This window comes from Terasakiispira papahanaumokuakeensis (assembly GCF_001709345.1).
GTDB lineage: Bacteria > Pseudomonadota > Gammaproteobacteria > Pseudomonadales > Halomonadaceae > Terasakiispira > Terasakiispira papahanaumokuakeensis.
In genome coordinates this window covers 1,339,108-1,352,349 of sequence record NZ_MDTQ01000001.1, presented here as the reverse complement: position 1 = coordinate 1,352,349, position 13,242 = coordinate 1,339,108, and the positions used below count along the sequence as shown (strand labels likewise).

General features: G+C 44.7%; 12 protein-coding genes. 2 read left to right on the top strand and 10 right to left on the bottom strand.

Annotated elements, in window-relative coordinates:
* The first annotated feature begins 218 nt into the window (after positions 1 to 218).
* Complete coding sequence (gene aceA / locus BFW38_RS05865) at positions 219 to 1,541, top strand: isocitrate lyase (protein ID WP_068997543.1); 1,323 nt, start codon at positions 219 to 221, stop codon at positions 1,539 to 1,541.
* Positions 1,542 to 1,781: 240 nt separating this feature from the next.
* Positions 1,782 to 2,552: a 5'-nucleotidase, lipoprotein e(P4) family gene (locus tag BFW38_RS05860; protein ID WP_068997541.1), complete on the top strand. Its 771-nt coding sequence runs from the start codon at positions 1,782 to 1,784 to the stop codon at positions 2,550 to 2,552.
* Between the two features lie 124 nt (positions 2,553 to 2,676).
* On the opposite strand, the gene BFW38_RS05855 is transcribed toward BFW38_RS05860, so the two are convergent.
* The 10 genes from BFW38_RS05855 to BFW38_RS05815 all read right to left on the bottom strand — a co-directional run bounded on the left by BFW38_RS05855 (position 2,677) and on the right by BFW38_RS05815 (position 13,127).
* Positions 2,677 to 3,525, bottom strand: coding sequence for a tetratricopeptide repeat protein (locus BFW38_RS05855; protein ID WP_068997540.1), 849 nt, complete (start codon positions 3,523 to 3,525; stop codon positions 2,677 to 2,679).
* 776 nt (positions 3,526 to 4,301) lie between these two features.
* Positions 4,302 to 4,436 (bottom strand): hypothetical protein, encoded by a 135-nt coding sequence (locus BFW38_RS18305; RefSeq protein ID WP_281180368.1) that lies wholly within the window; start codon positions 4,434 to 4,436, stop codon positions 4,302 to 4,304.
* A 34-nt stretch (positions 4,437 to 4,470) separates the two neighbouring features.
* Entirely contained in the window at positions 4,471 to 5,157 is a 687-nt protein-coding gene (locus BFW38_RS05850; RefSeq protein ID WP_068997538.1) for a tetratricopeptide repeat protein, read from the bottom strand.
* On the bottom strand, positions 5,150 to 5,575 hold the full coding sequence (locus tag BFW38_RS05845) for a hypothetical protein (RefSeq protein ID WP_068997537.1): 426 nt from the start codon (positions 5,573 to 5,575) through the stop codon (positions 5,150 to 5,152). The genes BFW38_RS05850 and BFW38_RS05845 overlap by 8 nt, the downstream gene beginning before the upstream one ends.
* A gap of 199 nt (positions 5,576 to 5,774) precedes the next feature.
* The gene (locus BFW38_RS05840) at positions 5,775 to 6,725 is read right to left on the bottom strand and encodes a DUF6708 domain-containing protein (protein WP_139116566.1); all 951 of its coding nucleotides are present in this window, start codon (positions 6,723 to 6,725) and stop codon (positions 5,775 to 5,777) included.
* Positions 6,722 to 7,195, bottom strand: a complete 474-nt coding sequence (locus BFW38_RS05835) for a hypothetical protein (RefSeq protein WP_068997533.1) — start codon at positions 7,193 to 7,195, stop codon at positions 6,722 to 6,724. The genes BFW38_RS05840 and BFW38_RS05835 overlap by 4 nt, the downstream gene beginning before the upstream one ends.
* A 194-nt stretch (positions 7,196 to 7,389) precedes the next feature.
* Positions 7,390 to 7,920, bottom strand: coding sequence for a hypothetical protein (locus BFW38_RS05830; protein WP_139116565.1), 531 nt, complete (start codon positions 7,918 to 7,920; stop codon positions 7,390 to 7,392).
* Positions 7,921 to 8,080: 160 nt separating this feature from the next.
* Complete coding sequence (locus BFW38_RS05825; protein ID WP_068997530.1) at positions 8,081 to 8,929, bottom strand: tetratricopeptide repeat protein; 849 nt, start codon at positions 8,927 to 8,929, stop codon at positions 8,081 to 8,083.
* Positions 8,904 to 12,251, bottom strand: coding sequence for a T6SS effector BTH_I2691 family protein (locus BFW38_RS05820; RefSeq protein WP_068997529.1), 3,348 nt, complete (start codon positions 12,249 to 12,251; stop codon positions 8,904 to 8,906). Before BFW38_RS05820 ends, BFW38_RS05825 begins: the two co-directional genes overlap by 26 nt.
* Before the next feature lie 3 nt (positions 12,252 to 12,254).
* A complete protein-coding gene (locus BFW38_RS05815) occupies positions 12,255 to 13,127 on the bottom strand; it encodes a DUF4123 domain-containing protein (RefSeq protein ID WP_084004480.1) in 873 nt (290 codons plus the stop codon).
* Positions 13,128 to 13,242: the final 115 nt, after the last annotated feature.

The following is a 13,242-nucleotide window of genomic DNA, read 5'->3' as shown; positions in this document are numbered from 1 at the left end:
CCATGCCGCGAAAAAAGATTGACCCAAAGGCGGCACCCTTTGGCCAATCTTAACGACAGAAACTCAATTAATAAGCCTCGTGCTTTTGATAAGAATTTCTGACTGGATTAAAGGTCACTTTGAGACTATTGATTCATTAGAACGATTGATTCTTTAGAACGACTGATTCTTTGAAACGATAGACCCCTAGTGACATTCAAACTCTTGAGGTAATCGACATGGCACTGAGTCGCGCTGAGCAAATCGCAGCCCTGGAAAAAGACTGGAAAGAAAATCCACGCTGGAAAGGTGTCAAACGTCCCTATTCAGCCGAAGATGTCGTCCGCCTGCGAGGCACCGTACAGCCTGAATACACCTACGCCCAACGCGGTGCGGAAAAACTCTGGAATCTTGTCGCCCAAAACCAATCCAAAAAAGGTTATGTGAATTGCATGGGCGCTCTAACAGGTGGCCAAGCACTGCAGCAAGCCAAAGCGGGTATCGAAGCCATTTACTTATCCGGCTGGCAAGTCGCGGCAGATAATAACAGCTCAGAAACCATGTACCCGGACCAATCACTGTACGCTTACGACTCAGTCCCCACTGTCGTACGTCGTATCAACAACACCTTTAAGCGTGCAGATGAGATCCAATGGAAAAACATCTGTGACGGCAAACTGCCCGAATCAGATGCTCAAGACTACTTCTTACCCATTGTCGCTGACGCTGAAGCTGGCTTTGGTGGTGTACTCAACGCCTACGAACTCATGAAAAACATGATTCAAAACGGCGCTTCCGGCGTACACTTTGAAGACCAATTAGCGGCAGTCAAAAAATGCGGTCATATGGGGGGCAAAGTGTTAGTCCCGACCCAAGAGGCCGTACAAAAATTAGTCGCCGCACGACTGGCTGCCGATGTGATGGGCGTACCCACCATCGTGCTCGCACGTACTGACGCCAATGCCGCAGACTTGATCACATCCGATGCCGATGAATACGATGCCCCCTTCATCAAAGCTGGAGAGCGTACTTCAGAAGGGTTCTATCGGACCAAGCCTGGGATTGAGCAAGCCATTGCACGCGGATTGGCTTACGCCCCCTATGCCGATCTGCTGTGGTGTGAAACTGCAACGCCCGATTTAGAAGAAGCCAAACGTTTTGCTGATGCGATTCACGCCCAGTACCCAGACAAACTACTGGCCTACAACTGCTCACCTTCTTTCAACTGGAAGAAAAACCTGGACGATGCCACCATCGCTAAATTCCAGGATGAGCTGGCCAACATGGGCTATCGCTATCAGTTCATCACCCTCGCGGGTATCCATAACATGTGGTACAACATGTTCGATCTGGCCTACCACTACGCTCGTGGCGAAGGGATGAAACACTATGTTGAGAAAGTCCAGCAGCCAGAATTTGAAGCTGCTGAACGAGGCTACACCTTCGTTGCCCACCAGCAAGAAGTCGGAGCCGGTTACTTTGATGATGTCACCACGGTTATCCAGGGCGGCACCTCATCCGTCACCGCATTGAAAGGCTCAACGGAAGAAGATCAATTCTAACCTGAGACCCATCAATCGCTCGTAAAGCCACCTCCTCTGAGGTGGCTTTTTCTTTGCGCCTCACCAAAAACATCCCTCGCAACAAAGAGAACCAAGCCTGACTCAAGGCCAAACCTATACCCCGCCACCACCCACTACCTCAAACATCAGACTCAAGTACAAGTTTGAACATTCAATCAAAATAAAATATGATAATTTTCTTTCTAAACAATAATGAAAAATTATTAAAAGGAGAACGACATGCCCTCCGCTTGTCAGACGACTATCCGTCGACTCGCTCTAGCCACCCTCCTATTGGCTCCCACTGCCTTTGCAGAGTCCCCTACTCAAATATGTGAGCAAAAAGCTTATGAGATGGGGCTGCGCTACCAACAACAATCCGCTGAAGTCGCCGCCTTACAACGTCAAGGCTTCACACTGGCGCATTACCGTTTGAAAGACCAGCTCGATCAATTTAATGGCGATCCAGCATCATTGGCCATCATCACCGACCTTGATGAAACCGTCATCGACAACAGCGCTTTGCTCGTACGCGATATGCAAGCGTGCCATGACTACACCACCTGGGATACCTGGAGTCATTGGGAAAAAAACGGGCATCCTCGACTGATCCCAGGCGCCAAAGCCTTCTTTGATTACGCGAATCAGGCAGGCGTCAGTATCTATTACATCTCAGACCGCTTTGGCGAAAACAAAGCCAGCACAATCGCTACACTCAAAGCACTAGAACTCCCCCAGGTCAGTGAGGATCACGTCTTACTATACGGCACACCTAAAGCCGAACGTCGCAACAGTGTCACCCAGCATCACACCCTCATCATGCAACTGGGCGACTCACTGCATGACTTCTCCAAAGTATTTGCCGAAGCCAACCTCGCCGAACAACAAGAAGCTGTCAAAGCCAATGCAGACCACTTTGGCCAAGACTGGATCGTCTTCCCCAACAGCACCTATGGCGACTGGAGCGAGGCCAAACTCAACGCCTGGGATGCGCCATTAAATCCTCAATAATCGTTAGTTTGTGTTAATAAAAACACAAAAGCCCCAGAACGCGACCGCTGCGTTCCGGGGCTTTCGATAAGACGTGCAATCACCAACGCTCGATAGCCGCTCAGTGAATCAGCATCATGAGCCACTACTGATAATAACGAGGCACTCGAATGCGGTGTTCCGCTTGCCATTCATTCGCAAGGCGAACGGCTTCTTGGAACGCTTCTTCAGTCATCTTTTCGCGTAACCGTGCGACATCGTCACTACCCGCTGAACCACCTAAAATATAGTATCGAGTTGCGAGTATCAGGTTTTTCTGGGTGCCCAGACCTTTTTCATATATTTCACCTAACTTGAAAGTATATCGACCAATATCATCAGGATGAACTTCTTCAATCTTTTTGGCCCAATAAAAAGCCTTGCTCAGATCAAATGTTTCAGGGTGTTTTTCATCAGCATAATAATAGTAAACTTTGCTCATTGAACGGCTAGCACCTTTTTCTGCTGCAAGACGATACCATTCAATTCCTTCCTGTCTATCTGCACTTATAGACCTGAACCCATGAGTATAAATATTACCAAGGGTATTCATCGTTCTAATATCACCTTTCTCGGCACCTTTCTTTAAATACGCAACACCTTTATTAAAGTCCTCAGGATAAAAAACACCTTTTACATACATAAAAGCATAATCAGAATAGACATCATCAACACCTCTAACCTCAGCATATTTTAAATACTTAGCGGCCAGATCAACATCAACGTCATTACCTATTTCTGAACACCCGCGCAAATAGCAAAACCCTGCGGCATAAAGCGCCTCATCAGAACTTTCTTTATTAACACTAGACAATGAAAAAGAATCTGAAATCAGGAACTCATGAAATTCAACAACACCATTCTTGTCTCCATAGAAAACCATATCCGCCAAGACTGAACTATAATAAAATGACAGAAAAAAAAGAACATTAAATCTAAGGATAGCCTTGAACATTTGCACCTCTCTTCATAAATTTCACCAAGCACTGCCTAAAAGGGACTATGCTCAATAATCCAGTATTAAATCGGTTCTAAATACTTATTGACAAGACATCAACTGTATTTCTTCGCCGATTTTGTCTTATCGGCTCTCATAAATTGCTTGATACAAACCAGTGTCACCATGGCTTTAAAGCTTGTGGTCAGCTTATTGTAACGGGAATTGAAGCGACGCTTTTCCTTTAGCCTGCCAAACAGACATTTCATCACATTACGCTGGCGATATTTTGGCCGGTCAAACTGATGAAGAAGCCCCCGGTTTTGGTCATCGATGCATGCGACGCCACAGAATGATTGGGCGCTAAAGCATCACTGTCCTACCCCTTGTCTGCCACTATGTAACGACTGTGTTTGCGAGGTTGACCTAGACGCCCCAGTAAACGAACTTTTTCTAGCGGTGTCATCAGATAAATTGAGTCAGCGCACTGGCCTGCAAACAAGGAAAAGGCAAGGGGAAAACCGTGGCGATCACACACCATATGTATCATCGTGGTCAGGCCCCCTCTGCTACGGCCAAGCGCATGATATAAAGATCCCCTTATCCGGTACCGCTGGCCGACCAAGTTGCTCTGATGGGGGTTGAATCGACCATCCATGTATCCAGGTCGATGTTCAATGAACTGGAATAGCATAGCGTACCGGCACGATCACCAGCCTGACCAGTTTTAACATCGACAATGATAGAAAATGTTAAACCGCCGGATCAGCTTCAAATCAATATTTTGGTGGTAATCACTGATAATGGCGAGGCACTTGAATACGGTGTTCCGCTTGCCACTCATTCGCGAGGCGAACGGCCTCTTGGAACTCTTCTTCAGTCATATTTTGACGCAATCGCTCAACATCATCACGACCAGCGGATCCCATAAGAATTTGATATTTAACAGCTTTAATATTATCTTTAGGTGTTCCTAATTCCCTTTTCATAGAACAGCGAAAGCTTTGGTGCAAACAATATTATATTTGGCTCTTCAAGACCTTCTATTTTTTTAGCCCATAAAAACGCCATATTCTCATCTTTAGAAACACCAAAACCCGAATAGTAATAATAAGAAATTTTACTCATTGCATATTCGTCACCTTTTTCTGCAGCCTTCATAAACCAGCTAAATGACGCCTCATCATCTTCTGTCACAAAATGGCCTTCGCCCGCATAGACTCTACCAAGGAAATTTTGCGCTCGGACATCACCATAATTGCCTCCTTTGACCATTTCATCAATAGCAGACTTAAAGTCTTTTTCGAAATAAATACCTTTCATATACATAAATCCTAAATCATAATAACCATCATAAACCCCATTATTAATCGAAGTCATAATATAACGAAATGCTTTATCTATATTCTTTTCATGCACATCTATCCAAGGGCACTTATAAAGATAGCAAAACCCCGCAGCATAAATATCCTTATTTGAACTTTGTTCAGAAACAAGGCCAATAGAAAAAGCCTCAGATTTAACATATTCCATCAAATCTAGCTTTGCTTTCTCCTCTGAATCAGAATGAAATAAAACCTCAGAGAACGAATAACCGCTAAAAGCAGAGCAAAAAAACAAAACACTAAATTTTAAAAACATCTTAAACATTATCTACCCCCTCAGGCATCACGTTTTGAAAAGTCACTCCAAGAAAAGAGAATAAACTCATCAATATTAAAACTTGATTCCTTCCATCACTAGAGTTTCTTACATCAAATTTATCACCATTACTTAAAGCATCGCCTTCATTACAGAAGTAGGAACGGTTCAGCCACATGGTAACCGCTGGCGGAACAAGGGTCACAAATATGGCGCCGAGAATTAGACCGACTAAGGCAATCAGTACCCCCACAACAGCGCCCACAAATATCGCGACGATAGGGCCAATAATCATTAAGCTCCCGGGTACCAACTGGGCGGTGTAGGGCAACCCAAGGCGGGCATTACGGACAACTTGCGAGAGTTTTTGGAAGCCATCCAGCAAAGCAAAGATGTTGGCGACGCGTCCTACAACTCTAGAGAACATGCCCCCATTTCGTATTAGGTGCGATACTATTGAGTACTGAGTTGTTCCCCGTATAGTGGGCATAAATGGTGGTGAGGCTTTCTCGGGCATCGACACGTACAGCCACTCGCATCGGTACCAAAGTTGGCACTAGATCAAAAGTACATACCCCCTCCCCAGGAACCAACACTGACTCCCAGGATCACAATAATATCTAGCTTTAACGTTCGATCACGATCTCAGGACCACATTCATCAATAAACTGTTTAGGCCATACGGGGAATCGGCCATTCTTCCAACATAGCTTATAGCCAAAATATTGAGGAAAAGAGCAGATAGCAAACACAATACTGAACTTCATCATTTTTCTAGTTAACCAGCTACCATCGTAATTATTAGCAACTACTCTTGATACAAAGCTTTTCCAGTCAGGCCTGATAGCCAAATAGAAATCAGGTCTAGGTAGATTTTCACCATCCATAAAACGTCGAATATACTCAAAAGTACCGACCATAAAATCTTTTAAGGGCTCACTTTTAATGCTCCAAATAACATATTCAGCACCGAATGAGAAACTATCGATCACATTTTCTTGTTCATCCAAGATATAACCCCTGAGCTCATAATGACGCCCATGATATCCAATAAAAGTCGCCATATGAACAACACTAAAATGACACTGATGCCAAGGATATGATTGAGCCTCACCTGATATTTCACCAAAAAAATAAACCCTCCCCGTCTTTCGATTAAAAACCACAGGAGAAACAGGCATACAATCAAGCTCATATTTGATTGGAACATAAGTAAAAGAAGCTGCCAATACAGCCATTGGCATAACTCCCAGAAAACCTAAAATAACATCTGAAACCTTGGCGCCCAATAATAGGGCACCAATACAGGTAAAAAAGGGTATAAAAAAAATGAAAAAAGCAACGAAACCACCCAGCCCGAGGTGCATGCCGCGCCGGAACAAATAAGAGTCTGATAGTGACAATATGTTCTCATTTTGCACTAAAGTAAAACTGCTTGGATAAGCTTGACCATAATTTTTTTGACGCGTTGAAAGATCAAGACGGCTATCTACGCTCCCTCGATCAAATGTAGATAAAGATATACACCTCATAAATATAATCAGCTTCTTCCAGTACCTATCAATCAAACCTCTCATGCCAATACCTCTTTAAGTCGTTCTTGCGAGGTTTCAATATTCGGATAGCGTTCTGAAGCTCCATAAAAACAGTGAGATAACCATTTTTGCATTTCAGTATCAGCGACTAAATAAATAATGAGACCCAAGATCACACTAACAACAACAAGCGCAAGACCAAGCAAAGGATTAAAAAATGCAAGAAAAATCAATAGACCGCCAACAAAGGATGACACACTGTACAATAAAAACATGCCTATATTTCCAGCCACAAGTGCGTTCACCGCATTCACGGCATCCCATGCAGCAAAGATAAATGCTCCTATACCGCCAAAAAGCCGTCCCAACCCTCCTATCAAACCAACAAGGCGAAGTCCTCGTCCAGAGATTCTAAGTCGCCCCATATTAGTCAGTAACTTAATCCCTGCTTCAGTTGCTTCAAGCATGCCGCCAATAAAGGCGATCACGGCGCCACGAAAACGGCTTTGCATTTCGTCATGATCGAAGACATCGGCTTTTTCTAGTGCTTTGTTGGCAATTAATGCTGAAGCACCACCGAAAAGCGCGCCGATGGCACTCCCTATAACCCCTGAGTTGGCAATCTAAGTAAATTTCCTGCTCCAGATTTCGTCGATTTTTCGAGCATCTAATACGAGATCATCACCGCTCTCCAACATTTTACGGATCACATCATACCCGCCTGATGAGGCTTCAGCGGCTGCTCGAATTTGTGATTTATGTAGGGCAATAAATTAGGCATGCTAAACCGTTGTGTGCCATAGCCATGCTGTTTTAATGTCCTGCGTAAAAAGCGACGCACTTGCGTTTTAGAGGGTTTTTGATGCGCGGGGGCCATGGCTCTGATTTGCTCGCCCAGCACATCTAAATACTGAGCGGCCGTACCAGATGTGATTTTGGGAATCACGACATAATCAGTGGAAAGCATTGTCGCTAACATATAAATGGGTTTGATCGCCTTCTGAGTTGAAGCCGTCAGCAGCTCGATAACTGGCGCCCCGGAATAATAAACCAACCGGGTAAAGGCGGCACTGGCGGTAGCGCGCCCTTCGCTCTCCACTACGGCCATCGCTTTCACGCTTTGATCCCATATTTTCTTGAGGGAATCCATGACCCTCACAATCCCTTCAAGCGTGCCGGGCATTGCTTGCTTCAAAGCCGCTAAGTGTGAGGTCTGGTTGTGGCCCATGGCGCGCATCAGCATCTTGCTTTAACGGGTCAGCCACATCATGCGCATCGCTCGGCTCAGTGGCCGCATAGTGTACCGGCATGATCATCAACCCGGCCGGTTTTAACATCGACCGTGATAGAAAATGTTAAACCGCCGGACCAGGTTCAAATCAATATTTTTGGTGTAATCATTGATAATAACGAGGCACTCGAATGCGGTGTTCCGCTTGCCACTCATTCGCAAGGCGAACGGCTTCTTGAAACTCTTCTTCAGTCATCTTTTCGCGTAACCGAGCGACATCGTCACTACCCGCTGAACCACCTAAAATATAGTATCGAGTTGCGAGTATCAGGTTTTTCTGGGTGCCCAGACCTTTTTCATATATTTCACCTAACTTGAAAGTATATCGACCAATATCATCAGGATGAACTTCTTCAATCTTTTTGGCCCAATAAAAAGCCTTACTCAGGTCAAATGTCTCAGGATGAGATTCATCTGAATAATAATAATAAACCTTACTCATTGCTTTTTTAACGCCTTTTTCAGCAGCAATATAGTACCATTTAAACCCTTCCTCACGATCAACAGTTATTGTTCTGAACCCATCACTATAAAAATTACCTAATGTAACCAGAGACCTAACATCACCTTTCTCTGCGCTTTTTTTAAGAAAACGCATTCCTTCGGAAATATTTTTAGAATAATGAATACCTTTCAAATACATATACGCATAATCAAAATAGACATCATCTACACCCCTTTCTTTGGCATAACCTATATAGTCAACCGCTTTACTTACATCAACATCGTTGCCTATTTCTGAGCAGCCATGAAGATAACAAAACCCAGCAGCATAAAGCTGCTTATTGGAACTTTCCAGAGTTACATCACTCAAATAAAACGAATCTGAGGTTAGGTAGTCACTAAATCTAATAACACCATCATCATCTCCATAGAACTCCATACCAGCAAAAACAGTGTTAGCCGAAAGCCAAAACACACACAACAACTCAAACTTCAAAAAAGTCTTCAACATTATTCTCCCCCACGCCAAGACTATTAGAAATAAACTTCACATCAAGCCTGAATGGCTTTGAAAATTCATACATGCTTGGACACACATTAACTTTTAGAGCACGTCCAGAGCTTTCATCTACAATCTCATAATCACCATTCAAGTTCGAGACAACACCATTTTCATTAAACTCACCCCTAGAAATATCATCAACTATAGAATACTTATCTTCACCTTCACCCTTCTTAATAAATATATTAAAAATATCATCTCTATCTGATGCTCTAAGACCAACAAAAAAATGACCATTTTCAAAATCTGGAAACTTAATTTTAATATCAATATCCCATGCTGCTTCTTGGAGTGGCATAGCACCTATACCAGCGCGACTCTCCGCATAATACTGTATAGCGGTGTCATTATAACCAGCACTATTAACAGTTGTGTATCCAACCACAAACTCGACGGTGATGCCTTTAAATACCATTTCAAGTGAGTTTTTTTCTTCTTCCAGATTATCAAAAGGCAGTAGGTCTCCCACGCCTTCATTGCGGAAGTAAGAACGGTTCAGCCACATAATAACGGCGGGCGGCACAAGGGACGTAAATATTGCGCCGAGAATTAGACCGACTAAGGCAATCAGTACCCCCACAACAGCGCCCACAAATGACCCAACTAATATCGCGACGATAGGGCCAATAATCATTAAGCTCCCGGATACCAACTGGGCGGTGTAGGGCAACCCAAGGCGGGCATTACGGACAACTTGCGAGAGTTTTTGGAAGCCATCCAGCAAAGCAAAGATGTTGGCGACACGTCCTACAACTCTAGAGAACATGCCCCATTTCGTATTAGGTGCGATGCTATTGAGTACTGAGTTGTTCCCCGTATAGTGGGCATAAACGGTGGTGAGGCTTTCTCGGGCATCGACAATCGCTTTGACTAAGTTGATCGAATCCCCGGTAATCTTCCACCAAATATCGCTCTCACCCAGCTTATCTTTATTGCTGATGAGCGCTTTCAACGTACTCACTAGCACAAAGCCATGAGCAATCGCTTTAGTGGTGGTGGCGCCATCCATCAACTTCAGCACAACATCTTGACGGTTCTTAGCCAGCGCTTCATTTCGATTTTTCACTTCGGATTGCGTGGCTTGTTGTAGGGCACTCGAAACATTAGAGACGTCATCAGGATCTACAGGAATTACAACTTCAATCAGCTCACTATTCTCAGCAATAGGAGGCGCAAAGTTACCCCCTTGCCCATCGGGGAATTTTAATGCTTCTCCATCATGAGTCTTACGATAAGAGGCTCTTGCCTCTGTCATCACCGATATATATTTCAACCATTGCTGCAATTCATCTACCCGCAAGGTGACTCGAATCGGCACAAGGGCAGGCGAGGGATGATCTTGATTAGTACTTGGATCCCCCATCTCAATGATTTGATAATAAGCAAAAAGTGTATAAAGAGCTTCTTGAGTACCAGCCACTTGACTGTTTTTAATTTCTTGAATCGCTAAACCCGCAATCGATGATTTAGCAATTAACAGTAATTCAGAAAAGATCCCCTGATAACGATTAATGGCTTTTTCGAGTTCAACATGGTCGAGCTGAGACTGACATGAAATATATTGATTGGCCCAGGGCTGGACATCTGCAGCATTGAAAAAATGGCCATCCAAAGCACTTACAGCCGAAACAGCTGCAGAGTAGAGTGCTTCCTGATTTAGAAATAAGGCCCGAGTGAGTGGTGAGTCTGGGTTTTTAATATCCTTTGCATAATTCAACCATAGAGAAACGCTGGATTGGTCAAGCCCACCACCTTTTAAACAAGCTGTGATCAGGCCACTTAATCCAAGGCCAGTCATATAATCTTCAGTACTATAGCGTGAGATCAAATCACTTAAATGGGTTTGTACCCACAGCGCATAGTCATCATCTAGGCATTGCAGTACCGCTTGGGAACGGTCAAGCACCGCTTCATATTCTGCTTTAAAAGCTTCCAAAGCCGCCTTGTTATAATGATCCTCATTCAGCTCTTCGATAATGTCTTGAGCCTTGACTTCAGCCGACCGCTGGATTTCACGATTAACATTGGTGACACCTATTTTTAAGTTGTCTATTTGTTGATCAAGCCAAGCCAAGTGCTTTCTTTTGCGTTCAAGAATCCACTGAACTTGATCATCATCGTTTTCAGCTCGAGCCCTGGCAATGTCCTGGTCAAAACTTTCAGCAGCTTGAATTTTCGCGTCTTCAAGCCTTTCGATCTGCTCTTCTCTTCGGCTAACCTCTGGCGAAAGGACTTGTTGTTGAGTCTCATAAGTCGCATGTTTAAAGTTATCTGAAAGCGCATTAATCGCATTCAAACAGAACATTTTCCGGCGGTTGTCACCCCGAGAGAGATAGTCTTCAAGCCGTTGCATCGGCTGCTGTCGGTAGGCATTCAACTCATTGATGATACCGGCTTCATCTTTCACCGCTAAAATTAATGCTTTATCTTTAAATCGCTCGGGTGCCATCACCAACTTTTGGTTCATGTTATGAATTAAGTCTTCAGCACGCCCCTCATAATCTTCGAGCTGGCTCCCGCATGACCAAAAATGTTTACGAATCCCCAGACGCCCATCACTATATTCTCCAACACGGTCAGGCAGTTCGTTAATAGGGAAAGCATGGTCACATGGATCACCACTGACCCAGCTTGGAATATCAATAGATTGCATATTCTGATCACGCCAAGCCTGATCACCGCCAATACGCCTGATATGCTCAATAGGCCAGGGATGTTCTGTATAGGCGAAATAAACTTTGCCCGATTTTTCAGCCGTCGGAATCGTAATATAAGCCGCGTTTAGAGCATCGGTTGATTTGTCATTACAAGAGAATTCTTTTTCGCCAGGCGCTGGCGGGTATAACACAGGGAATTGATAAAACTTGCCATCCGAGGTAATTGCATAACCATACCATCGCATCCCATCAGGGTTATCCTGATCGAATACGTAAAAGTAACCTTGCCGCACTTGGCGCAGAATGTACTTGGTCGTTTGGTTGCCTTTGATATCAGAGAAGTATTCTCGTGCACTTTCAGGAATCTCTTTACTCTGAATTTGCCCATTCTGCATGGACTGGTCCAATTTTAAGGAGGTGAATGCCTCTATCTCACCATCAGACAACTCTGGCAGCGCTTGATTATCACTTGTACGTTCACACACCGCATAACGAACAGGCAGAATAGGTAAGCCCATCCGTTGGCAAAACTTGCATTCTCCAGCTTCAAGGCCCGCACATGTCGTTTCTTCGCGATAACTTTGTAGCTGCTGTCTATTCTCTACAATGCCCATAGGTTATTCCTGTCCCTTAGCAATCAGTTGCCAAGCGCTTTCATCGAGTTGACGGGTGAGTTGGATGTAGGATTGAGATTTACTGATTTGCTTCAATAAAGCGTGCATGATGGGATGGCGATAAAACTGTGAACCCACCAATAGGCCGTCCATCACAAAAGCACTCACTTGGCTACTGTCAGTAATTTCAAACTCTTGAGCTGCTGTGATCAAATGGTCCACTTTTGTATGTAAGCGAAGATCATAAGGCTGTCCGGCCTCACACCAGCCTTGTAGACAATGATTAACCAGCTCAATACGACGAATTGCCTTCCACTGCTCAGTGGTTAATCTAATAGGCCCGGGAGCACGCTGCTCCTGATGAGGATTGATCAGGTGCAGTACTCCTGAATAATCCTGAAAGCACCAATACTCAATCGGGCCCAGCAAATACGAGAGTTGGCGATGATCCAATATGTCGAGCAGCCGGATCATGACGCGAGGATCATAAAAACGGAGCAATACAGAGTCGCCGACTTCATTGATTTGCTTCAATTGCCGAGAGAAGTAATAAGCCACCGCTTGTGGGTTTCGTTGACTCACAATCCAGCCACAAAGCGGATGGCCTACTTGCAGGCTTTTCGCCCTCAGCGACATTTGAGCATTGAGTCCATGGCGCGCCTCATCACGACCTTCAGGCAAAGACTGAAGACGCAGCTGTTCTTGCTGAGGGCGTGAGAAAAAAGGATTCTTCAGCCACCCACAGCCTCTATCAGGCACTTGACCTGGCACTTCGCCCGCAAGGGGATCAATCAAGGCGTAAACCTGTTGACGCTCCGCTTCATCACAGAGTGATAAAAGTTCATCCGCGCTATTGAGCAAAGTGCAAATCGACATGGCGGTCTACCCTCCAACGCTACCTGCGCCACCTTGAGTGGCAGCCTGGTCTTGCCGCGCGCAAGCCGTCTCCCCTTCAGGCAGGTCGGGCAGTGGTTTTTCCATACTGGCCGGG